A 24,313-nucleotide genomic window follows, 5' to 3' on the forward strand; every position below is an offset into this window, starting at 1 on the left:
CGCCTTGGTGAGCCGTTACCTCACCAACTAGCTAATGCGCCGCAGGCCCATCCCCAAGTGACAGATTGCTCCGTCTTTCCAGTTTCCTTCAGGCGAAGAAAACAATTATTCGGTATTAGCTACCGTTTCCGGTAGTTGTCCCAAACTTGAGGGCAGGTTGCCTACGTGTTACTCACCCGTCCGCCGCTAACCATCAGAGAAGCAAGCTTCTCTTCAAGTCCGCTCGACTTGCATGTATTAGGCATGCCGCCAGCGTTCGTCCTGAGCCAGGATCAAACTCTCCAATAAAGTATTGAAAAGAGCGATAAGCTCATTTTGAATCTGACGAGATTAAAAATCTCAATTGTGCTCCAGCCGATTCAAGCCAAGGCTTGTTTCAAACTTTCGCGTTCATTCTGCAAGCAGAATGTTCACTCACTCGTTGTTCAGTTTTCAAAGATCAAACTCGTTTTTTTGTCACCATCTTCTCTCAGCGGCGACTTTTATAATATATCATACTTCGTTTGTTTTGGTCAAGTGTTTTTTTGAAATTCTTTTTCGAAGTTCGTAATAAACTCCTTCATTTCATCTAACGCATCTAACCAAGCAAGCAAAGCAACGAGATATAATGTACCATATAAATATCCTGCGAGTCAACTATCCGAACAAAGATATTTTTAACCCTAATAATAGCCCCACACCTGGCAATCCCAAAACAGTTACAGTACCTATCGTTGCAGGGTTCAGTGGGATGTAGGTTCCTGTAATCCAGCCGGAATAATTCACAATGTATATCCCTACCGCAGCAAGCACCAGATGAATTCCGAATGACGTGAAAACCGATAACCCTATCCGTTTTCTGAATAAAACCACGATAAGTCCCAGTAACGATACAATCAATACACTCCCCAGTATAATACTCTTCATATGGTACACCCCCATGTTTAATGTAAACCTAACTCTACATACTAACGCCTCGCTGTGATTTAACATCATCATTAGCTCTCGCTCGCTTTGCTCTTCTCAAATGGATCTGGTACTTCCGCTCAGCTGCCTCCAATACATAAATGGCATAATCAATTTCATCCTGCCCCTGTGCATCTTCAAACTGTCTCATAGCCCGTTCCCATTCCTGCTGAGCCATCTGAATATCTGCATAGATCTGATCCGCCTCAAGCTCCTTCAACATTCTGTTGTGTTTCTCTACCGAGTTCCGTGTATTTCGCCACAAAAACATAAACTCTCCCCCTCCTGATCAGCACAGCATATTCTCATACTTATCAGGGAAAGGACAAACTTAGAACTCAGGCATTCATTTTCTTCACAAAAAAAAGAGAGCCCTAAGGCTCTCTTTGCACATCGAAACTTATTTAGCATCCGAAGTTTTCCAAGGAAGTGCACTGTGTAATACAAATTGAACACACTAACGCATCTCCCTGCGCCCTTCCAACGCTTTGGACAGGGTCACTTCATCCGCGTACTCAAGATCGCCACCTACAGGCAATCCATGCGCAATCCGAGTCACACTGATCTCAAACGGACGCACCAAGCGGGAGATATACATCGCTGTAGCCTCCCCCTCAATATTGGGGTTTGTCGCTAAGATGATCTCTTTTATACGTTCATCACTTAATCGAATCAGAAGTTCTTTCAAACGAATATCGTCTGGGCCAATTCCCTCCATAGGTGAAATCGCGCCCTGTAACACATGATAGTATCCATCGAATTCCTTGGTGCGCTCCATAGCCACCAGATCTTTCGAATCCTGAACTACACAGATTACAGATACATCCCTGGACTTATCCTGACAGATGCGACACGGGTCCGTATCAGTGATATTACAACATACAGAGCAGTAATGAAGATTACGTTTCACACTTACGAGTGCTTTGGCAAAATCGATAACGTCATCTTCCTTCATGTTAAGCACATGAAAAGCTAAACGCGCCGCAGTCTTGGGACCTACACCCGGCAACCGGGTGAAGGCATCAATCAGCTTGGCTATTGGTTCGGGATAATACAATCGATTGTGTCTCCTTTGACAGGATCAATTTTTAATTAAAATAATCCCGGAATATTCATGCCGCCTGTGAACTTGCCCATATCCTTGTTGGCAATCTCATCGGCTTTGGCCATTGCATCATTAACAGCTGTCATAACGAGATCCTGCAACATTTCAACATCTTCCGGATCTACCGCTTCAGGTTTGATCGTGATAGCAAGCAATTTCTTGTGTCCGTTAACTTCAGCCGTCACCACACCGCCACCAGAGGTACCTTGGACTGTTTTGTCCGCCAGTTCCTCTTGTGCTTTCAGCATTTGCTCCTGCATTTTTTTCACTTGTTTCATCATTTGGTTCATGTTGTTCATAATTGTTCATCTCCTTTGTTATGGTTATCGCGCTATGCGCATTATTCTTTGATCACTACAAGGTCTTCACCAAAGAGCTGGATGGCTTCATCAATCCAAGGCTGTTTGTTGCCTGAACCGCCGTCTTCATGCTCAGGTTCAAGCTTAAAGTCCTCCTTTGGCGCTTCAGAAGCTCCCTCCATTGCTCCGGTCCAATCTTTGAGCATCATCGTCACCAATCGTGCAGGACGTCCAAGCTGTTCGGACAACACCCGCTCAATGACTTCACGGTTAGCCTGCTTCTCCGTTGTTTCACGGTGAATGTTGTTTTTGAAAGCAACCAACACATTGTCTTCAAGCAATGATACCGGCTCACCATCCACAAACCAGGCGTGAACGGTAACCCTCTCTTCCTTCACTCGTTGCAGGATCTGACTCCATTTTTTGCTGATCTCTATGAACTCAGGGGCTCCCTTGCGCGCAACATACTGATCCAACTGTGCAGGAAGCTTCGCAGGGGAGTTTCCTCTCGATACAGGGGCCCTTGTTGCCGGACGCGATGGAGCACTCGATGCACCTTCTCCACCAGACAACCCACTTTTTAGTGCACGATCCAACTTCTTCTCCAACTCAGCGAGCTGCTGCTTCAAGCGGTTGATCTCCCCCCCATCAGCAGGTGCTACATGAGTTGAAACTCCCACCTGAACAGAAGCCTCACCTTGAGCAGGAATACTACACAGTTTAAGCAATGCAACTTCAAATAATGTCTGTGGCTGTACTGCATATTTCATTTCACTCTGGTACCGATTAAGGGTGTCAATCATGTGGAACAGTTGTTCCCTGGTGAATGACTCCGCCATATCACGGAAAAATTCCGGATTAAGTACCCGGTCCGTCAGTTTATCTGCATCAGGTACCATCTTAATCATAAGCAAATCACGGAAATAATACAGTAAATTCTCCATGCACTTGTCTGCACTCTTTCCTTCATGCATGAAACCTTCGATCATCTGCAAAATATGACCAACATCACCCTTGAGCAGCGAAGCAGCCAGTTTGGCAAATTGCTCTGAAGCAATTCCACCCGTCATGTCCATGACCTGCTGGTACGTTACTCGTCCATCCGTAAATGAAGAGATCTGATCCAGCACACTAAGTGCATCCCTCATTCCACCGTCCGATAAACGGGCAATGTATTGGAGCGCATCCTGATCAGCTTCCATGCCTTCCTGCTCACAGATCAGTGTAAGTCTTGCTGTCTGCTCTTCCAGGGATACCCGGCGAAAATCAAATCGCTGACAGCGCGATATAATGGTAGCCGGAAGGCGGTGCGGTTCCGTTGTTGCCAAAATAAACATCACATGTGGCGGTGGCTCCTCCAATGTTTTGAGCAAAGCATTGAATGCCTCCGTTGTCAGCATGTGCACTTCATCAATAATATAGACTTTTTGCCGGACTTCGGTTGGCGCATATTTAACCTTTTCCCGAAGATCACGGATTTCTTCAACGCCCCGATTGGATGCAGCATCAATCTCCTGCACATCCATTACAGCGCCAGTCGTAATTCTGCGGCAAGCTTCACACTCGTTACAAGGTTCAGGCGCAGGTCCACGTTCGCAGTTCACAGCTTTGGCCAAAATCTTGGCGGCACTTGTCTTTCCCGTTCCTCTGGGCCCGCTAAATAAGTAGGCATGGGAAGTCCGCTGTTCACGAATCGCGTTCTGCAAGGTCTGAATAATATGCTGTTGCCCCACCATATCTTGAAACGACTGGGGACGCCAAGCCCGGTATAACGCGATATGCTCCATGATGCGTTACCTTCCTTCCACTTCGCATTCGAGTCCTTTGTCGTTCCCCTATTATACTATATTCTAGGGTGAATCCAAACTTTATCTGACTCATTCATGCGTGGTTTATTGAGACATATCAAAAAGACCTCTGCATACATACAACTGCAAAGGTCTCTACATTTAAATGGTAAGCCGTGCACCTGCTATCGATATTTGCGATCCAAGTGGCACCCCTGAACAATAGCTCGGGCTAGGCAACCCTCCGGCACAAGAGTGATCTCACTTATGGCTGCTTCCTTCCGGACCTGACCAGGTTCATGAGTACTCATTGCGGAGGACCCAACCGTCAACACCACGTTTAGGGACCAAACCTCACATCGGCAAAACCTCTAGCAGGAATTCAACCTCGCTATAGCGGATTGCGAGTTACAGGGCACCGCTACCTCCCCATCTAGCACGGTAAGAAATAGTATAACGTAAGGTTATCCAAATTGCAACCAGAGGAATCCGGAAGCGACTATGCTTACATATAACATATAAAAACCCCTGCCAGATCAGCAGGGGTGTGTTGGATGCAATTAGCAGACAACTCCAAGTATTGTCCTATTAGATTCCGTATTTCTTCTTGAAACGATCAACACGGCCGCCAGCATCGATAAACTTCTGTTTACCTGTGAAGAACGGGTGGCACGCGGAGCAAATCTCTACACGAAGTCCATCTTTAACCGAACCTGTCTCAAAAGTATTCCCGCAAGCGCAAGATACTTGACCAATCGTGTAATTAGGATGAATTGCTTCTTTCATTACCTTTCACCTCTTTCCGCCCTGAGCCTCAAGCGGACCCAGAGTAAATGGCACAACTCTGAGATTATAACACGGCCTTGTGCCTGTTGCAATCCATTATTGTTAAGAGGTAATCAACCGTTTTGGACGTGCCATTCCAGCTGGTGGAACATGGGTATATGATCCGATCACAACATCAGGCAACTCGTCTTCAAAAATCTCAATCATCTGCTTCATGCCCAAGATATCACCTTGAGCTGGAGGGATTAATTCCAGATAGCTCTCCGGATCAATATTAAGATTACGCATCTGAATCAAGCGTAGATCGGTTCTTCTCGCAAACTCAATCATCGCCTCAATCTCTTCTTCACGATCTGTTACGCCCGGGAAGATCAGATAGTTAATGGAGGTGTATACACCTTGCTGCGCTGCGTATTTCATCGACTTCTCAACATTGGCTAAGGTATAACCACGTGGTTTATAGTAGGCGTTATAATGGTCATCCAGTGCACTAATTGTGCTTACACGCATCAGATCCAATCCAGCATCTACGATACCTCTAATGTGATCGTTCAGACCGGCATTGGTATTAATGTTGATATACCCCATGTCCGTTACGGAACGCACTTCGCGAATCGCTTCAATAATCAGTTTGGCCTGCGTGGAAGGCTCACCTTCACAACCTTGTCCAAAGCTAATGATGGACTCCGGCGTCTTCAGGTGTTCCAGCATAACCTCCACAATCTCATCCACACGTGGTCGGAAGTTCATACGTGTCTGCGGGGAAACAAAGCCGCTATCATCCGGTTGCTCGGAGATACACCCGAAACAGCCCGCATTGCAAGAATAGGATACCGGCACTCCACCTTCCCAACGATTCAGGAACGTGTTCGATGAAGTTAGACATTCATATCCAAGCGCACAGTTGGATAGATGGGTGTAGAGACGATTCTCGGGGTATCGCTCCGTCAATCGTTTAACCCCGGAACGTACATCGTCACGATCACAGTTGAGCGGATTCCATTGGTCAGGACTATCTGACTTCGAAGCCGTAACATAGAATCCGCCATCTTTCCAAACCACTGCGGAATAACCGAACAAAGGCAACTTATACTCCTTATCCGTCTTCACATATCCAGGGAGACACAAACGAGTGAATCCCTGTGGAAGCAAAGCACCTACAGCCTGTGTGTCCGTTGGCATTGGCAACATCTCACCGGTATCCGGGTCCATACCTATGGGCCGGGTGCTCGGGAGTCCAACCAACGTTGCACCCTCTGGCAATGGGATAAGTTCGTCTTCCATAATCTCAACGATCATATCTCCACTGCGGGCAAGCCCGTACAGGGAAGGATGATCAAATACATTACCTTTTTCATCTGCGTATACTAAATACATGATGTTCTCCTCACATCTAATGGGTTAAACCTAACGACGAGTGTATTGTAACATTCACAGCAATGCTGCAAAAAGAAAGTGATTAGTCGAACGACACTTACGTCGATGTACCTGACGTTGCTGTCTGTCTAGGTGAGCGACGGGTTGTTGTTGTACCCGAATTGCTTGTCGGGCTATTACCAGCCGAATCAAACGCCGCCAAAAACTCTGCATTTGTCTTACTGTTACGAAGTTTTTTCAGGAATCCTTCAACAAAGTCATGGGAATCATTCATGTTTTTACGAATCGCCCAGATTGTATCCAACTCTTCCTTGCTAAGCAACACTTCTTCACGACGTGTACCGGAACGACGAATGTCGATTGCCGGGAATATGCGGCGCTCTGCCAGACGACGGTCCAGATGGAGCTCCATGTTACCTGTACCCTTAAACTCTTCATAAATGACGTCATCCATACGTGATCCGGTATCAATTAATGCCGTTGCCAGGATGGTCAAGCTTCCGCCTTCTTCCACATTCCGGGCAGAACCGAAGAAACGTTTCGGACGATGGAATGCAGCTGGGTCAATACCACCACTAAGTGTACGACCGGATGGGGGAATAACCAGGTTATATGCACGGGCAAGACGTGTAATGCTATCCAGCAGGATAACGACATCCTTTTTAGCCTCAACCAAACGAAGCGCACGTTCAAGCACCAATTCCGCCACCTTGATATGATTCTCAGGCAGTTCATCAAATGTCGAAGCCACAACTTCCCCTTTTACTGAACGCGACATATCCGTTACTTCCTCTGGACGTTCATCAATCAACAGGACAAACAGTTCAATTTCAGGATTGTTAGTTGAGATGCTGTTGGCAATTTCTTTGAGGAGAAGCGTTTTACCCGCTTTGGGAGGTGCTACGATCAATCCGCGCTGTCCCAATCCTACCGGGGCGAGCACATCCATAATTCGTGTGGACAAATGGTCGGGGGATGTTTCGAGAACCAGTTTTTTCTGCGGATACAGTGGGGTTAGTGCCGGGAAGTGAAGTCGCTCTGCAGCCGCCGATGGATTCTCACCATTTACAGCGTTGACTTGCAACAAACCGAAGTATCTCTCGTTTTCCTTAGGCGTTCTACACTTACCTGATACGAGGTCACCTGTTCTTAGGTCAAACTTGCGAATCTGAGAAGCTGAAATGTAGATGTCTTCCGTACTTGGCAAGTAGTTAATTGGCCGAAGAAATCCGTAACCTTCAGGTAAAATCTCGAGTACACCTTGCATGAACATCAGGCCACTCTGTTCAGCTTGTGCGCGTAGTATAGCAAAGATTAATTCTTTCTTTTTTAACGTACCATAGTAAGGTATCTGATATTTTTTGGCCAGTTTGTAAAGGTCCGTTAGTTTCATTTCTTCCAAATCGGAAATTTGTAGATCCATATAATAACCACCTATTCAATTAATAAGTCCGTGTGAAATGGATAGTTTCGCTAGATGTTCCGGCTATAGAGCGCAGCATCTGCCACAATCTCTTCTGTCCATTGTACGGAATGTAACCGTTATAATGCAAATACTTGTCTTTGAGTGTAAGTTTCCGGGTGGGATGGCCAACATTCGGCATGATCCGCTATTGAGTGAACGATGCATCGAGGCAATCAATCCGGATAGACCGGCTATGGAGCGCAGTTCAAACCAAACCGGGGGTTGGGGATGAGAAATGATGTTCTTACAGCCATATGAAGTTTATTTCAAAAAAAGACCCTCCGGTAAAGGAAACAGTAACATTTCGTCTTATGCCGGAGAGACTGAGAACTCTATTAAAACAGGTTTACCTAATCACCAAAAAGATATACAGTTCAGTTAAAATAAACATGTGTAGGACTGAATCATGCATAATGCTTCCTATTAATCAGTTTCCCGCCATACATCTGCACCAAGCAGGCGCAGATTAGTCACCAGATGATCATAACCGCGATCGATATATTCGACCCCCGTTACTTCAGTCACACCTTCACTGACGGTGAGACCTGCAATCACCAGCGCTGCTCCAGCGCGAAGATCGGATGCTTTTACTTTGGCCGCGTTTAATGCACTGCCTTCAATAATCGCTGACCGTCCTTCTACTCGGATCTTTGCACCCATCCGCACTAACTCAGGCACATGCTTGAACCGATTACTGTATACAAAGTCGCTCAGGACACTCACACCGGTTGCCTGTGTCAAAACACTGGTCATGGGTGACTGTAGATCCGTTGGGAAACCAGGATATACAAGTGCCTTCACGTCAACGTGGTTATAGCTTGGTTTACCAATGACACGTATGCTTTCATCCAATTCCTCAATGCCAACACCCATTTCCAGCAGCTTTGCCGTTAAAGCTTCCAGATGTTTGGGAATCACATTGTCAATCAGAACATCCCCGCGCGTCGCCGCTGCAGCGATCATATACGTACCTGCTTGGATACGGTCCGGAATGATGGAATGACGGCAGCCTTTAAGCTCCGAGACCCCTTCAATACGGATCGTTTCGGTACCTGCACCCTTGATGCTGGCACCCATGGAATTCAGAAGTGTTGCTACATCTATAATCTCAGGCTCTTTAGCCGCGTTTTCGATAATTGTAGAGCCTTTGGCACGAGTAGCCGCCAGCATGATATTAATGGTTGCGCCGACACTGCTTACATCAAGATAGATTTTTGCGCCGCGCAGCTCTTTGGCATGCAAATGAATGGAGCCATGTTCGTTTGTTACGGTTGCGCCAAGCGCTTCAAACCCTTTGATATGTTGATCAATTGGACGAGGCTCGAAATTACAGCCCCCTGGTAAACCTATGGTCGCTTCTTTGAAACGCCCTAGCAATGCACCCATCATATAATACGAAGCGCGAAGCTTCTTCACGGGACCATTCGGCATAGGAATGGATTTGATGTCAGAAGGATCAATCTTCATCTGACTGCCTTCCCAAGTTACATGTGCTCCGAGTTCCTCCAAAATTTCTGCATAAACCGCAACGTCACTCAAAAGCGGCAGGTTGTCCAACACGACTTCTGACTCGGCAAGCAATGCTGCAGGAATAAGCGCAATGGCGCTGTTCTTGGCGCCGCTTATAGTTACAGTTCCCTGTAACGGACGTCCGCCACTAATCATCAATTTTTCCATAAAGCTTAATGTCCCCCTACGTGTTTTGCAGCCGATGAACGGCAATACGTGCTGTTGGCTTCCGATGTAGAAATAAGGTGTGAAAATGGAAAGACACCGGCTAGGCGGTGTTTTTCCATTTCACAGTATGGAACTGGTAAAGATAAATTACGCTTTGTTGTTAGAACCAAACTCGCGGATTTTACCTTTAACGGTTTCTTTAATTGCTTCACGGCCTGGTACGATGAATGTACGTGGATCGTAAGCGTCTGGTTTAGCTGCAAGCACTTCACGAACCACTCTTGCAAAAGCAATTTGGTTCTCTGTGTTTACATTGATTTTGGACGTACCCAGGGAAATGGCTTTGTCGATGTCGTGTTTAGGAATACCTGTACCACCGTGCAATACGAGTGGGACTTGTACCGCGTCACGAACTTCTTCCATTTCTTTGAAGCCCAGGTTAGGCTCGCCATGGTAAGGACCGTGTACGGAACCAAGAGCTGGTGCCAATGTATCGATACCTGTTTCTTTAACGATACGGATACACTCGTTCAGGTCAGCGTACATGATACCGCCGATAACGTCGTCTTCTTGTCCGCCTACAGTACCTACTTCAGCTTCTACAGAAACGCCTTTAGCGTGTGCATATTCAACAACTTTTTTAGTCATTTCGATGTTCTCATCGATAGAGTGGTGGGAACCGTCGATCATTACGGATGTGAATCCAGCGTCGATCGCTTCTTTACACTTGTCGAAGCTTGAACCGTGGTCCAGGTGAATTGCAACTGGAACAGTGATTTTCATGTCGTGAATGAGTCCTTCTACCATTTTAACTACAGTGTAGAAGCCACCAATGTGACGTGCTGCGCCTTCGGATACACCCAGGATTACCGGGGATTTCTCTTCTTCAGCAGCACCAAGAATCGCTTGAGTCCACTCAAGGTTATTGATGTTGTATTGACCAACTGCATATTTTCCTTCAAGTGCTTTGTTCAACATGTCTGTCATAGATACTAATGGCATGGTTTCAATCCTCCTAGGGGTTTGGGTTGTGTCTATGGTTTTTAGCCGAAATCACATACGGGCTTATTATACCACATCCCATGTCAAATACTAAACAAGCATTTGCAAAAATGCTGTGCTTTGCAGCACAGTTTTCATAGACACCGCTTTATAACTTCCCCATTTCCAATATTCCCCGGATGAAGGAGTGAAATACCTCATTTTCCCACCAAGTACCTTCTATGTTCTCCACACGCAAAAAAATCCTGTATCAACAGGATTCAGCTGCATTTATTGGCAGTACCATTGCGAAGTTGCATATTCACAGCCACTCGCATCTCGTCGATATCAAATGGTTTTGTAAAGTGCATGAGCGCTCCGAGATCCGTGGCTTCCTTAATCATGTCCAGTTCACCATAGGCGGTCATCATGATCACCTTGATATCTGGATCAATTTCTTTAATATGCTTCAGGATTTCCAGGCCGTCCATCCCAGGAATCTTCATATCGAGTAGTACCAGATCAGGCTTGTCATTGTTCACAATTTCCAGGGCGATCTTGCCGTTGGGTGCTTGAAACGTGTTATATCCTTCACTTCCAAACACTTCCATTAACAAGATTCGAATACCATTTTGGTCATCAACAATCAAAACTTTTTTATCTTCCACTCTCTAACCTCCTAAAATTAGGAAAGCATGTGCACCTTCGAATCTGGATAACTATCCCATAGTCGTCATGATAAGTATTCTACCTCTTCCATTAAAATCCTGCTACCTTCATAAAATGACAAAACGCATTTCGAACTACTTTTACGCAAAAAAAAGGATGTTCAGGCATCCGCTATGGTTGCCAGGAACATCCCCAATATCTATTACGTTAACACTAAAACCATGTATTACTTCTGCGCATTCTCCAGAGAAGCTTTTACAAACTCACGGAACAATGGTTGCGGACGGTTCGGACGGGAAGTGAATTCCGGATGGAATTGCACCGCCAGGAACCATGGGTGTCCTGGAAGTTCTACGATCTCAACCAGACGTCCATCCGGAGATGTACCTGAGATAACCAGTCCTGCTTTTTCGATCGCTTCACGGTATTCATTGTTGAACTCATACCGGTGACGGTGTCTCTCATACACCAGCTCGTCATCATAACAAGCCATCGCCAAAGAACCTTCCTGAAGCTTACAAGGATACAGACCCAGACGCATCGTGCCACCCAGATTCTCGATATCTTTTTGCTCAGGCAACAGATCGATCACAGGGAATTCCGTAGCCGGATTAATCTCTGAGCTGTTCGCACCATTCAAACCAACGATGGAACGTGCATACTCAATAACGGAAACCTGCATACCCAGGCAAATACCGAAGAACGGAATTTGTTTCTCACGAGCATAACGGATTGCCGATACTTTACCTTCAATACCACGATCTCCGAATCCACCAGGAACAAGGATACCGCCAATACCATGTAACAGGTCGCCTACATTCTCATCCGTAATATCTTCAGAAGGAACCCAGCGGATTTTCACATCGGCATTGGATGCAAATCCTGCATGAGACAACGACTCAACAACACTCAGGTAAGCATCATGCAACGCTACATATTTACCAACAATAGCGATCTCAACCGTATGCTTCAACTTGTTGATCCGGTCAACCAGCCCTTCCCACTCGCTCATATCCGGTGCAGGAGTAGTCAGTTTCAGGTGATTTACCACGATCTCATCCAAGCCTTCTTCACGCAGGTTCAGAGGTACTTGATACAAGGTGTCTGCATCACGACATTCAACCACGGCATTCTCATCAATGTCGCAGAAGAGAGCGATCTTGGCCTTCATGTCTTTAGACAATTCATACTCCGTACGGCATACAATCACATTCGGTTGAATACCGATGCTGCGTAATTCCTTAACACTATGTTGCGTTGGTTTTGTTTTCACTTCACCAGCTGCTTTGATATAAGGAATAAGTGTTACGTGGATGTACATCACATTGTCGCGACCTACATCACTCTTGATTTGACGGATAGCTTCCAGGAAAGGCAAACTCTCAATGTCGCCCACCGTTCCGCCAATTTCCGTAATAACCACATCCGAACCCGCTTCACGTCCAGCGCGGAATACACGCTCTTTGATCTCGTTCGTAATGTGTGGAATAACTTGTACCGTTCCGCCCAGATATTCCCCGCGCCGCTCTTTGCTGATGACGGAAGAGTATACTTTACCAGTCGTGACGTTGCTGTTTTTGGAGAGATTGATATCAATAAAACGTTCATAGTGGCCAAGGTCCAGATCCGTTTCCGCGCCATCATCCGTTACAAAAACCTCGCCGTGTTGATAAGGACTCATTGTTCCCGGGTCGATGTTAATATATGGATCAAATTTCTGGATCGTTACCTTAAGCCCTCTGTTTTTCAGCAATCTGCCCAGAGAAGCAGCCGTAATCCCTTTGCCCAGGGAGGACACAACTCCGCCCGTCACGAAAATATACTTTGTCACTGTTATTTACCCTCCTAATATAAGTACAGAAATTCAGGCGATATATGGTGTTATCGTAACCTGTTTCCCAGGTAATCATCGTTAAAAAGAGCAATGGCAGAAATTCCCTGCATCTGCGAACTGCTCTTTCTGCGAAGACGGTTTAAATACACGTTGTTCTAAAGCAAAAAATGGTGCGAATATTCCGGTAGCCTTCATTCCATTTCGTGTTTTTGATATACAAAAACGGGCCACGAAACGTTGGCCGGGAGCATACGGAAAAGAAATCGTTTTGCAAAATTATGCCTCTAAAAATACAAAAAAAAGTACTCCCGCAGGACGGGGCACCTTCTATAAAAAACATAAATATATTGTCGCTCATTCATAAGCCCATGCAATAGTTTACCCGTTACCCCGTCTGCTGTCAAGGCTGACTATTCCGGGGAAACGAGTAAATTATAGACGTCAAAAATGACTACCGATTATCAGAATCGTCGTCAAATTCATCCTCGTTTTCGGACTCTTCTTCGTCTTCTTCGAGGTCTTCATCTTCCAGATCGTCATCTTCAACCAGCACTTCTTCTTCACTGTCTTCTTCGTCAAAGATGTCGTCTTCGTCTTCATCTTCTTCGTCTTCTTCTTCGTCTTTATCCGTGCTGTCGAAGTCTTCATCGCTGTTATAGCTGTCTTCTTCACCGAAGTCTTCATCTTCCAGATCATCGTCTTCATCGTTGATGATACGCGGACGCTTCGCACCCGTCATGGAATCTTCTGTTCCAGCTACCGGATACCAGCGCTTCAAGCCCCACAGACTTGTACCGACGCAAGCAAAACGGCCATCGATATTAATCTCGGTATATAGCTGGGCGATAAACTCGTTGATTTCTTCATCAGTCATTCCGCGCTGCTTCGCTACCTCATTCATCAAGTCACGATAGTAATACGGCGTATTAGCCGCTTTCAGCACCATAAAGGCAAGGTCCACCAAAGGGATCTCTTTTACCTTTTCTTTATCAATTTTTAAATTGAGCGAGGTACTCACTGCAGACACTTCCTCTCACACAAAATTCACTTTTTAACCCCTACGAACTGGACTGTTACGTATAACATATCCATTAACAAACCTAAGTAAAACCTATTTAGCGTTAAAAAGCAAGTTTTTATGTACGGATGTGACGCAAATGCGGAGAGCAGCAACAATATGTCCATATATTCAACGTGAAGTGACATCGAACCCACAGGAATATCCTCTTTGTCAAAGAGACAACTCCATAATAAAAAAGACGGAGTCCCCTCCGCCTTCTGACTGTATACCCTTGGAGGATTACTCCTCACCAGGTTCCCCGCAAGAGCCCTCTAGCTCTCCATCCATCATATGTCCCTGCGCCCGTTTTGACACGAAGAGAATGTGTTTTTGTAAAAAAAGGGCAAGTTCCCCATGCGGCGGGATGAGCGCATTCATAGAATACCTCAGCATGTTCATCCCGAAGGGGGCTGCCCATTATGGACTATACTGGTTTATTGCATCAATTGATTGACGGAATGCGACGCCCTGAACCAGCACAGGGAGGGCGATATTTGATCCGATTTGCCAAACCGCAGCAGTACGAGGCTTGTCTCGTAGAATTGTCCCGAATGCGGAATGAATTCACCGACCTTGGGGCTGTCCGTTCCTCGCGACTGGCTCGTTCCATTATCGCTCCAGTCCAACACCCGGAGGACCTATATCGCTATGGGGATGAAATTACGATTGAAGCAGACATACCTATCTCCCTTCATGCCACCGCACTCCACAGCAAACCGAGCAATGCTCAAGGCATACCCTGGGGAGTGAAGCAGATTCGGGCGCCCAAAGTATGGTCTGTGTCTACCGGACATCGGATTAAAATCGGTGTGATTGATACAGGTGCTGATTATCACCATCCTGATCTTCGTTATTCCCTGGCACGCGGAATCAATCTGTTAAACCGCAGCCTGCTTCCTCATGATGATAACGGACACGGTACCCACATTGCAGGGACCATCGCCGCAGCAAACAGCACCGCAGGCATGATTGGTGTAGCTCCACGCTCCCTGATCTATCCGGTGAAAGCATTTGACCACAACGGATCGGCTTATGTATCCGACATTGTACTTGGCATAGACTGGTGTGTACGCAACAAGGTCGACATCATCAATATGAGCTTTGGCATGAAAACACGCAGCAAGGCGCTTCTTGACGTTGTCAATCGTGCATACCATGCTGGAATCGTTATCGTTGCTTCGTCAGGAAATGACGGCAAACGCCGTAGTATTGATTACCCTGCACGGTATCCCCAGACCATATCTGTTGGAGCGACCGACAAAAACAGACGCATTGCGTCCTTCAGCAATCGTGGCGCATATGTGGATGTCTATGCCCCCGGTGATAAGATCGTCTCCTCCTGGGTACAAGGCAAGCATCACGAGATGAGTGGCACCTCCATGGCGACGTCCCATGTGAGTGGCGCTATCGCCTTACTGCTTTCAAAACATCCGGGGTTATCCCCCAGCGAAATCAAGACACTCGTCAAACGTGCTACGATCCCGCTGCGCGCCCGCAAGACCACCACCGCAAAAAGTAAGGTGCGCGGTGGTGAGATTGATGCCCTGAAGCTAATGCAGGAGGGCGGGGAGTGAGCCAGCTCTGCCAGCCGTCAGCAGAACTTGATTGAGGCTCGTGGCGAAACGCAATAGCCCGGCCCAGGCAGTACGCACGAGGGAGTATTACGTAGCGGCTGAGACTCTAGGTTACGCCCTCTGTGATGTCAGAGCAGGCTAGTGTACCTTGGACCAGGCATTCGTTTTCTTCAGCTCCCGGTACACAACAAAAAAAGTCTCCATGTACCACGTTGAAGACACTCAACGTGGACATGGAGACTTTTTGCCTTTAGGCAGAGCGGCGGCAGGCCGCGAGCCTGGAATTTACATTTTGTCAGGAGCGGTTACGCCTACCAGACGAAGCGCTGTTGCGATAACGGTACGCACAGCACCGATCAGTGCCAGACGTGCTTGAGTTTGCTGCGCGTCTTCCGTAATGACACGTTCTGCACGGTAGTAGCTGTGGAATAGGGATGCCAGCTCGTATACATAACGGATGATACGATGAGGCGCATATCCTGTTGCTGCTGCCGAGATTTCCTCAGGCAGCTCTCCCATTTTGCGGAGAAGGTCATACTCGTGCTCTGTTGTCAGCTTGGACAGGTCAATCTGTGCCAGTGGCAGCAGTTCAATACCTTGTTCTTCAGCCTGACGATATACGCTGCATACACGTGCATGCGCGTATTGTACGTAGAATACCGGATTCTCATTGGATGTCGAAATGGCAAGGTCCATGTCAAAGTCCAGGTGGGAGTCCATGCTGCGCATTGTGAAGAAGTAACGGATGGCATCAATGCCGACTTCATCCATCAGATCTTCCATCGTTACAGCTTTACCTGTACGCTTGGACATCTTCACTTTTTCACCGTTCTGGAACAAGCTCACCATCTGTGCAATCAAGACCACCAGTTTCTCAGGGTCATTACCCAGTGCTTGCATCGCCGCTTTCATCCGTGGAATATATCCATGGTGATCGGCACCCCAGATGTTGATCATCGTGTCGTATCCACGAGCATATTTGTCGCGGTGATAAGCAATATCTGGCGTAAGGTAAGTATACGTGCCATCGTTCTTGATCAATACACGTTCTTTGTCGTCACCATACTGCATCGTTTTCAACCAAGTTGCTCCATCTTGCTCATAGATCTCATTGCGGTCACGTAATTCATCAAGCACTCGCAGAACTTCTCCGTTGTCGTACAGGGAAGTTTCGCTGAACCAGATGTCAAAGTTAACACGGAAGCGATTCAAGTCACGTTTGATCTTGTCCAGTTCCTTCTCCAGACCAAAGTCACGGAAATAAGCCGCGCGGTCACCCGGATGCATGGACAGCAATTCGTCACCCTTTTCAGCAACAAGCTGCTTGGCAAATCCTTTAATATCTTCACCGTGATAACCGTCTTCCGGCATCTCAGCCTCCTGACCCAGCTCTTGCAGATAACGAGCTTCAATGGAACGAGCCAGATTAAACACCTGATTACCTGCATCATTAATGTAGTATTCACGGGTAACATCATATCCTGCGTAGTCAAGGATGTTACATAGTGCATCACCTACAGCCGCTCCACGGGCATGGCCCAGATGCAAACTGCCTGTCGGGTTGGCGCTGACAAACTCCATCTCGACTTTGCGCCCTTCTCCGATGTTAATTCTTCCGTAATCTTCACCCTGCTCCTGCACAAGCGCAAGTACTGGGTAAAGGTAACTCTTGTCCAATTTGAAGTTAATGAATCCTGGACCCGCAATCTCAGCCTTCTCGATTCCGGCTTCAGCCAGATTCAGATTGGCAATGATCTCTTCAGCAATCTGACGCGGATTGCGCTTGGCAATCTTGGTCAGCTGCATGGCAGCATTGGTCGCCAAGTCTCCGTGTGTCTTCTCACGCGGCACTTCCAATGTGATGGCTGGCAATTCGTCCTGCGTAACAATTCCGGCCGCCACAATGGCGTTGCCGATGGCCGTACTTACCCGTTCGTTAATCGTATCTAGTGGATTACGTGTCATGAAATTGGTTCCTCCTGTATATGCAAACTAATCGCGAAATGTCCGGATTCTTCATCAAAGCGGTAAAAGTCGTAGCTCCACGCTGCGCGTGCGCTCAATCCCTGAATAGAAAGTTCCAGCTTTTGTGTATGCGTGGACAGGGCAAACGACATGTATGGTGATCGATAGAAACCAGGAAGCTTCCGATTCAATTCAAAAGTCTGCTCCGATTCCACCTCACCATGACGCATAATCTTGATGGATTGTCCGCCCAGCTTCAATGTTGTACGGGTTGTACCCCCCTCAGGTCCAACCTGCGGTTCTTCATAACGAACATAAAGAACGGACCCTTTTAACACCGCTTCACCCTGCATTTCCTGCAGCACATCTTCACCTTCATAACGGCTGTGCAGCCGGATGTGTACCGGTCGCATGTTCGACATGAATGTTAACCTCCATTATATTCGAGGCGACGCAAAATCAGGCACGGCTGGTGAGAACAGCCCTTCCCGTATTGTTGTGTCGCTATACGCGCTCATATTCCCGGATAGCTCGCTATCCTACACTCTACTGTATAACTATATCCAGTTCCCTCGCTCAATTCAAATCCAAATTCAGAGTTTTTTCCTCATCAAGCAAAAAAAGAAGAGCCGCACCTGTAAAGTGCAACTCCCTTTTGCTTCATTAATAATAAGATTCGTTCATCGGATCAGGTCCATTGCGATTCATAAGGAAAAGGACATGTCGACTCCCTTAGCTTCGCCCGCACCTGTACGAGACAACCACAATGCCGACAAGTTGTGCCATATTGCAATCCAGGACAAGCAGAGCAGATGGATAGTCGACGCTCATATTCCTCATCCTGCACCGTAGGACGCGATCGCGAGGCAATCTCCACAAGTCTGGCCATTTTGGCATCGCTAATCTTCACATCGTACTGATCATTACATCCCTTGCAAGGTTCCTGCCTTTTCATGCATTAACCCTCTACAGCGAGCACCCCAACCGATGCTGGTGGAAGGACAAAACGCAGTGTGTTATCCTCCAGTGTGAGTCCTTCCCATCTCACAGGCTTAACACAATTCGGCTGTTCAAAGGTATTGAATGCACCAAAATCAGTATGGTGCAGAATCTGCCCGGTTACTTTAGCGGCTTGAGCTGCGTCCAGCTGACACACAACTTCCAACTCATCGGTATGACTCAGATTACAAGCTGTCACATGAATGACCCCATCCTTGTTGCGGGAGGCTGACAAGCTGAGCTGAGGAATGGTTTCTTCTCCGAAGGTATACCCAGGGCTTTCATAATTCAAATCCAATCGCTGCGCATCCATATGAACCTGATACATATCAAATACATGATACGTAGGGGTCAGGAGCATTTTATCCCCTTCCGTGAGCACAAGCGATTGAAGCACGTTGACGATCTGCGCAAGATTTGCCATGTGTACCCGTTTATTATGTTGGTTGAAAATATTCAGGTTAACACCTGCAAGCACAGCGTCCCGCATCGTGTTCTGTTGATATAGGAATCCTGGATTGGTTCCCGGCTCAACGTTATACCACGTGCCCCATTCGTCCACAATAATGCCGACTCTGCCCTCTGGATCATATTTGTCCATAATCTCGGAGTGCTTCACCAGTAATTCATCCATATGGAGCGTCTTTTTCAAGGTGGTGAACCATTCAGCCTCTCCAAATCCTGTAGCTGCGCCTTTATCATTCCACTCTCCTGTAGGGATGGTGTAATAATGAAGACTAATTCCGTCCATAAAACGAGCAGCCTCTCGCATCAGGACTTCCATCCACTCATAGTTGCCTTCGTTGGGTCCACAAGCGATTTTATAAATCTCGTTCCCGGAATAGTTACGTACATATGTAGCATACCGGCGATATTCATCCGCATAATATTCGGGACGCATATTTCCACCGCATCCCCAGTTCTCATTTCCCACGCCAAAATACTTCATTTTCCACGGTTCTTCCCTACCGTTACTCTTACGCCAGTTCGCCATCGGGGATTCACCGTCAAATGTGATGTACTCCACCCATTCCTGCATCTCCTGCACTGTACCGCTACCCAGGTTGCCACTGATATATGGCTCCGTGCCGAGCAACTCACATAATCTCAAGAATTCATGTGTACCAAAGTGATTGTTCTCTTCCACACCGCCCCAGTGCGTATTGATCATACGAGCACGCTCACTCTTCGGGCCCACACCATCTTTCCAGTGATATTCATCGGCAAAACAACCGCCTGGCCAGCGAAGTACTGGAATATTAAGCTTCTGTAAGGCCGTTAACACATCATTTCGAATCCCATCCGTATTCGGAATGGGTGAATCTTCTCCTACCCACAACCCCTCATAAATACAACGTCCCAAGTGTTCGGAAAAGTGACCATATATATTGCGATTTATTAATCCTTGATCAGAATCAGCCTTTAAAATAACATCAACCATGATTTCAACCTCCATAAATTATATTGTTATCGCTTACAATAACTCGTTTTGGAGTATGTTTCAACCGTTTATATTTCTACACAAACAAGCCTCTTCCTGCGTAATTGATTAGGAAGAGGCTTGTTTGTTATACAAATTCATGCAGAGACTTACTAAATTGATTTTTATTCATTTCTAATTTGGATTTGCTCCATTGTTATTTCAGAATAATAGGCTATTTAATCCTGCTCTGAAGGCAACAACATTTTTTGTGTCCAGGTCGTTCCACCATCTATAGTCTGATAGATCGCAGGAGAGTTATCACTTGTGACTGCGAGCCAACCCGTCTTGGCCGATGGGAACGAGATACGGGAACTGTATCCCGGATCTTTCAGGTCAATATTTTTCCACGTGGAACCTGTATCATAAGAACGTCCAATACCCACTTTGCCAGCTGCGGGTGAACCTGCAGACAGATAAGCCGTCTGATTACCAATCAAGGCCATGTTGCCGGGATGACCACCCGGGTTGGCTGGTCCGTTTCCTTTGCCCGTACTGTTTGTACCTGGTGCAGGACCTCCCCCTGCTGTGGATTGCGCAAATACTTGGGTCCAGTTCCTGCCTTGATTACCGCTCGCATAGAGGGAGTAGGATTGTTGGGACATGCCTGCATCACCATACAGAAGGGCCCATACTTGCTGGCCATGTGCATACAGATCCGCTCCGTTCCATGTGTCTGAGACAACTCGAAGAGAGGTTATCCAGTTCTTGCCGCCATCACTCGTTTGCTTCAGATGATATCCCGATCCAGGTACAACCACGACGGCATACCCTTGTTTCTCTGTTGCAAAGGCAGCTGCACGCGTGTTGGCAGGTGTATTCATTTTACTCCAGGTCATCCCGCCATCCTTCGTCTGATATGCACCATTATAGGTGTAACCAAAACCTACATTTTTATTACGAAAATCGATTCGCTTGAATTGAATGCCCGGCGTATCGAGCCGCGTCCAGTGCGATCCCCCGTCATTGGTACGGAGCAGATAGGTTGCGGGTGAATCCTTCACTCTCGCCAGCGCATATCCGTTCATATTATTCGGAAAATCAAGCTGTGTGAATTGCCATTGCCCGGTATATATGGACTGCCACGCACATCCTGCATTCGAGGTGCCGATCAGGAAGCCCTCACCCCCAGCTCGTCCAGTCGTATCATTAAGAAAATCGATATCTGTAAAGCGCAGGTGTTGATCCTCCACACCACTGCCCTTTCTCAATGTAGCAGATAGTCCATGATCTCCCTTTCCACATACCTGTGAGGATGCGGCGTTTGCACCTGACAGCGTATGTACCGGTCCCATTCCCCAAGCCAGTGTTAACGATAAAGCGAGTGCACCCATCCGTTTCCATGTCATTGTACTCTTGGTCGTCATCGTAACACCTCCTGTTATGGTTTTACCCAAATATGGCGGTTTTAACGTAACAATTTACTTGACACCGATGACAATTTCGCAAGAAAAAAACCACCTTTACCCATGATTGGATCATGTAGGCAAGTGTGGTTCATCACCAAACATTGTTTGCTCTAAGTTAAAAGGGATACGTCACCATAGCAAGGATAACAAAACTGATACTTAATAAAAGGCATAAACTAAAATATATTTTGTTGTATTTATATTCACGAATACTATATGCAGCAAAAAGCATGGCCAGATCAGCCACCATCAACGTGAAGTTGAGAAATATCGTCACTGCTAATACAAAATTGATGACAAACACTATAAAAACTGCAGTTAGCCACCTGGGATACATACTCAATTGAGCCCGAATCACACGCATTCACATTCACCTTCCTCTACTTCCATATTATACACAAATATCAAGATAGAGGCACCCTAAAGCATGGTCATTCACATGACAATGCCGGTACTAACACATGCAATAAATGGTAGAGACACAGGAACATACGTGCTATAATTAATTTTATGGACTTTTGAATAACGGTGGATGTTTTTCAGACCACGGCGCAGCTTCCCGAGAGGGGGTGACGTCGATGGTCAATCTTGTGGCGTTGCTTGATGTGATCCGATGGATTGCTGCGATCCTCAGTATTGTACTGAGTGGGCGAAAGCTTTACCGTTGGTTACGCAAAAAGTTTCGTAGCAAGCGAAAACCCACCTCATAAGGTCGGAAGCCTGACGGTGGGTTTCGCTTGAATAGCATTATTTAGTTCATGCGCGCCGTGGCAATCCACAGCCTTTCTGGTCCTAAGAGTCTTTACCGTTGGCGCGGTAAAGGCTCTTTTTAGTATATGACCGAACCCGATCACCATATACTTCACGAATGTAATATATCAATTAATATACTACTGAATACTTATGTAGTCAGTATAGCACAGCTCTGGACAAAAGTTAACAATACAAAACGCCCTCCCCTGCGCAAATTTGAAACCGCGCAGACAGAGAGCGTTATACTTATCGATTATTCTGTGATTATTTCACGAATCCAAGCAACATTTCACGGATCAGCTTCGCAGCTACAATCTGTGTCTGTTGCGTTGGATCATAGATTGGTGCAACTTCAACCAAGTCACAACCAACGACATTTACATCAGATCCTGCGATCATATGAATGGCTTCCAGCAGCTCCTTGGACGTAATGCCGCCCGCTTCTGCTGTACCTGTTCCTGGTGCTGCTGACGGATCAAGTACATCGATGTCGATGGTTACGTATACCGGACGATTGCCCATCTTCGGAAGAGCTTCCTTCATCGGAGCTGCCACTTCAAATGGATAGAAGTTGATGTTCTCGCGACCATACTGGAACTCCTCACGGGAGCCAGAACGGATACCGAACTGATAGATGTTTTGGCCACCCATCAACTCAGCTGCTTTACGTACTGGCGTGGAGTGGGACAATGGCTCGCCTTCATAGTTTTCACGAAGGTCTGCATGTGCATCAATATGGATCAGGATAAGGTCCGGGTATTTCTTGTACATCTGTTGGATGACTGGCCAAGTAACCAGATGCTCGCCACCGAGACCAACTGGGAATTTGTCGTCAGCGAGCAGACTGCCGATGTATTCATGAATCACTTCCAGGCTGCGTCCCGCGTTACCGAAAGGCAGTAGCAGATCTCCAGCGTCAAAGTATGTCATGTCTACAATGCTTTTGTCGAGATAGGGGCTGTACTCTTCAAGTCCAACCGATGCTTGACGGATATGAGATGGGCCGAAACGGGACCCCGGACGGAAGCTGACGGTGTAATCCATCGGCATGCCATAGATAACCGCTTTGGAGTTCTCATAATCCTCAGAGCTGCAAATAAATACGTTTCCTGAATAAGCTTGATCCAGTTTCATTAATGATTTCCCCTTTTATTTCGTTAAATCTTCCACGAATTTAGGAAGTACAAATGCTGCTTTGTGCAGACGCGGAGAGTAATACTTGGTATCCATCTCCGGGATTTGAGTCTCATCCACCTCAAGCGGGTCATGTTTCTTGCTACCCATCGTGAATGTCCACAAACCACTTGGATAGGTTGGAATATTACAGCCGTACACATGTACGATCGGGAAGATTTCTTTAACGTCTTTGTTCACCTTCTGGATCAGATCCGCCTTGAACCAAGGGTTGTCCGTTTGGGCAACGAAGATTCCGTCTTCTTTCAATGCTTCGTAGATGCCTTGGTAGAACCCACGCTCAAACAATGGAGCAGCCGGGCCTACAGGCTCCGTAGAATCTACGATGATCACATCGTATTCATTTTTATGTTCAATAATATGCATGTAGCCGTCGTTTACGAGCACTTCAACATTAGGCTCGTCCAACTTGCCGGCGATTTCAGGCAAATATTTTTTGGAGTATTCAATGACTTTACCGTCGATCTCGACGAGAACTGCTTTTTCTACAGCAGCATGTTTAATGACTTCACGAATGACTCCGCCATCGCCGCCACCGACAACCAGAACTTTTTTCGGATTCGGGTGAGTGTTCAGCGCAGGGTGTGCCGCCATTTCGTGATATACGAATTCGTCTTTTACAGTCGTCATCACCATGCCATCAAGAAGCAACATGTTACCGAATTCTTCGGTCTCTACCATGGCCAAATCTTGAAAATCCGTTTTCTCTGTAACATAGGTCTGCTTAATCTTCGCGGTGATCCCGAATACCGGGGTCTGTTTCTCCGTAAACCACAATTCCATAATCTCTACCTTCTCTCCGTAAAGTTAATGATCAGCCATACCCGACCAAGCGCTATGCACTATAATCGGTTCGCCCAAGCACGTCCAGCGTTCGGCGCCATATCGCGTTATCATTGCTGGCCTGCGGGAAAGGTCCGCGGTTCACTTCATTATATAGATAGTATATCTTGT

Annotated in this window: 22 protein-coding genes, 1 rRNA gene and 1 other RNA gene; 2 read left to right on the forward strand and 22 right to left on the reverse strand. The window is 46.7% G+C overall.

Annotated elements, in window-relative coordinates; translation table 11 throughout:
* The 15 genes from J7E78_RS25005 to rpoE all read right to left on the reverse strand — a co-directional run.
* Positions 1–288, reverse strand: a 16S ribosomal RNA gene (locus J7E78_RS25005); the annotation flags it as partial.
* Positions 289–636: 348 nt separating this feature from the next.
* On the reverse strand, positions 637–906 hold the full coding sequence (locus J7E78_RS25010) for a pro-sigmaK processing inhibitor BofA family protein (protein WP_215078996.1): 270 nt from the start codon (positions 904–906) through the stop codon (positions 637–639).
* A 34-nt stretch (positions 907–940) separates the two neighbouring features.
* Positions 941–1,168, reverse strand: a complete 228-nt coding sequence (locus tag J7E78_RS25015; protein WP_215079073.1) for a DUF2508 family protein — start codon at positions 1,166–1,168, stop codon at positions 941–943.
* A 234-nt stretch (positions 1,169–1,402) separates the two neighbouring features.
* Positions 1,403–2,002, reverse strand: coding sequence for a recombination mediator RecR (gene recR, locus J7E78_RS25020; protein WP_062838113.1), 600 nt, complete (start codon positions 2,000–2,002; stop codon positions 1,403–1,405).
* A gap of 35 nt (positions 2,003–2,037) precedes the next feature.
* Positions 2,038–2,349 carry a YbaB/EbfC family nucleoid-associated protein gene (locus J7E78_RS25025; RefSeq protein WP_036607248.1) on the reverse strand — a complete coding sequence of 104 codons (312 nt, stop codon included), beginning with the start codon at positions 2,347–2,349 and terminating at the stop codon, positions 2,038–2,040.
* Between the two features lie 41 nt (positions 2,350–2,390).
* Complete coding sequence (gene dnaX, locus J7E78_RS25030) at positions 2,391–4,136, reverse strand: DNA polymerase III subunit gamma/tau (RefSeq protein WP_215078998.1); 1,746 nt, start codon at positions 4,134–4,136, stop codon at positions 2,391–2,393.
* Between the two features lie 174 nt (positions 4,137–4,310).
* Positions 4,311–4,578: signal recognition particle sRNA large type (gene ffs, locus J7E78_RS25035), an RNA gene on the reverse strand.
* A gap of 146 nt (positions 4,579–4,724) precedes the next feature.
* On the reverse strand, positions 4,725–4,922 hold the full coding sequence (rpmE, locus tag J7E78_RS25040; protein ID WP_036607255.1) for a 50S ribosomal protein L31: 198 nt from the start codon (positions 4,920–4,922) through the stop codon (positions 4,725–4,727).
* Between the two features lie 102 nt (positions 4,923–5,024).
* Positions 5,025–6,299 carry a radical SAM family protein gene (locus J7E78_RS25045; RefSeq protein ID WP_215079001.1) on the reverse strand — a complete coding sequence of 425 codons (1,275 nt, stop codon included), beginning with the start codon at positions 6,297–6,299 and terminating at the stop codon, positions 5,025–5,027.
* 97 nt (positions 6,300–6,396) lie between these two features.
* Complete coding sequence (gene rho / locus J7E78_RS25050) at positions 6,397–7,722, reverse strand: transcription termination factor Rho (RefSeq protein WP_017691288.1); 1,326 nt, start codon at positions 7,720–7,722, stop codon at positions 6,397–6,399.
* A gap of 465 nt (positions 7,723–8,187) precedes the next feature.
* A complete protein-coding gene (locus J7E78_RS25055; RefSeq protein ID WP_036607261.1) occupies positions 8,188–9,441 on the reverse strand; it encodes a UDP-N-acetylglucosamine 1-carboxyvinyltransferase in 1,254 nt (417 codons plus the stop codon).
* A 147-nt stretch (positions 9,442–9,588) separates the two neighbouring features.
* Complete coding sequence (gene fba / locus J7E78_RS25060) at positions 9,589–10,443, reverse strand: class II fructose-1,6-bisphosphate aldolase (protein WP_036607263.1); 855 nt, start codon at positions 10,441–10,443, stop codon at positions 9,589–9,591.
* 260 nt (positions 10,444–10,703) lie between these two features.
* Positions 10,704–11,090: a response regulator gene (locus tag J7E78_RS25065; RefSeq protein WP_215079003.1), complete on the reverse strand. Its 387-nt coding sequence runs from the start codon at positions 11,088–11,090 to the stop codon at positions 10,704–10,706.
* A 227-nt stretch (positions 11,091–11,317) separates the two neighbouring features.
* The gene (locus J7E78_RS25070) at positions 11,318–12,922 is read right to left on the reverse strand and encodes a CTP synthase (RefSeq protein ID WP_215079005.1); all 1,605 of its coding nucleotides are present in this window, start codon (positions 12,920–12,922) and stop codon (positions 11,318–11,320) included.
* Between the two features lie 454 nt (positions 12,923–13,376).
* Positions 13,377–13,943, reverse strand: a complete 567-nt coding sequence (gene rpoE, locus J7E78_RS25075) for a DNA-directed RNA polymerase subunit delta (protein ID WP_215079007.1) — start codon at positions 13,941–13,943, stop codon at positions 13,377–13,379.
* A 461-nt stretch (positions 13,944–14,404) separates the two neighbouring features.
* Between rpoE and J7E78_RS25080 the strand changes: the two genes are divergently transcribed.
* Positions 14,405–15,559, forward strand: coding sequence for a S8 family peptidase (locus tag J7E78_RS25080; RefSeq protein ID WP_215079009.1), 1,155 nt, complete (start codon positions 14,405–14,407; stop codon positions 15,557–15,559).
* A gap of 285 nt (positions 15,560–15,844) precedes the next feature.
* On the opposite strand, the gene argS is transcribed toward J7E78_RS25080, so the two are convergent.
* The 5 genes from argS to J7E78_RS25105 all read right to left on the reverse strand — a co-directional run bounded on the left by argS (position 15,845) and on the right by J7E78_RS25105 (position 21,370).
* Complete coding sequence (gene argS, locus J7E78_RS25085) at positions 15,845–17,524, reverse strand: arginine--tRNA ligase (protein ID WP_215079011.1); 1,680 nt, start codon at positions 17,522–17,524, stop codon at positions 15,845–15,847.
* Positions 17,521–17,946: a YwiB family protein gene (locus J7E78_RS25090; RefSeq protein ID WP_215079013.1), complete on the reverse strand. Its 426-nt coding sequence runs from the start codon at positions 17,944–17,946 to the stop codon at positions 17,521–17,523. The genes argS and J7E78_RS25090 overlap by 4 nt, the downstream gene beginning before the upstream one ends.
* A 266-nt stretch (positions 17,947–18,212) precedes the next feature.
* Positions 18,213–18,479 (reverse strand): DUF6171 family protein, encoded by a 267-nt coding sequence (locus J7E78_RS25095; protein ID WP_215079015.1) that lies wholly within the window; start codon positions 18,477–18,479, stop codon positions 18,213–18,215.
* 3 nt (positions 18,480–18,482) lie between these two features.
* Positions 18,483–19,964: an alpha-N-arabinofuranosidase gene (locus tag J7E78_RS25100; RefSeq protein ID WP_215079017.1), complete on the reverse strand. Its 1,482-nt coding sequence runs from the start codon at positions 19,962–19,964 to the stop codon at positions 18,483–18,485.
* Between the two features lie 218 nt (positions 19,965–20,182).
* Positions 20,183–21,370, reverse strand: a complete 1,188-nt coding sequence (locus J7E78_RS25105) for a WD40/YVTN/BNR-like repeat-containing protein (protein WP_215079019.1) — start codon at positions 21,368–21,370, stop codon at positions 20,183–20,185.
* 620 nt (positions 21,371–21,990) lie between these two features.
* Here J7E78_RS25105 and J7E78_RS29740 point away from each other — a divergent pair.
* The gene (locus J7E78_RS29740; RefSeq protein ID WP_260866136.1) at positions 21,991–22,122 is read left to right on the forward strand and encodes a hypothetical protein; all 132 of its coding nucleotides are present in this window, start codon (positions 21,991–21,993) and stop codon (positions 22,120–22,122) included.
* Positions 22,123–22,429: 307 nt separating this feature from the next.
* Here the strand turns inward: J7E78_RS29740 and speB are convergent, their stop codons facing one another.
* Positions 22,430–23,299, reverse strand: coding sequence for an agmatinase (gene speB / locus J7E78_RS25110; RefSeq protein ID WP_017691305.1), 870 nt, complete (start codon positions 23,297–23,299; stop codon positions 22,430–22,432).
* Between the two features lie 15 nt (positions 23,300–23,314).
* Positions 23,315–24,142, reverse strand: a complete 828-nt coding sequence (speE, locus tag J7E78_RS25115) for a polyamine aminopropyltransferase (RefSeq protein ID WP_017691306.1) — start codon at positions 24,140–24,142, stop codon at positions 23,315–23,317.
* Positions 24,143–24,313 lie beyond the last annotated feature (171 nt).

Origin of the sequence: Paenibacillus polymyxa (assembly GCF_018614975.1) — a bacterium.
In the GTDB taxonomy this organism is placed as follows: domain Bacteria; phylum Bacillota; class Bacilli; order Paenibacillales; family Paenibacillaceae; genus Paenibacillus; species Paenibacillus polymyxa_E.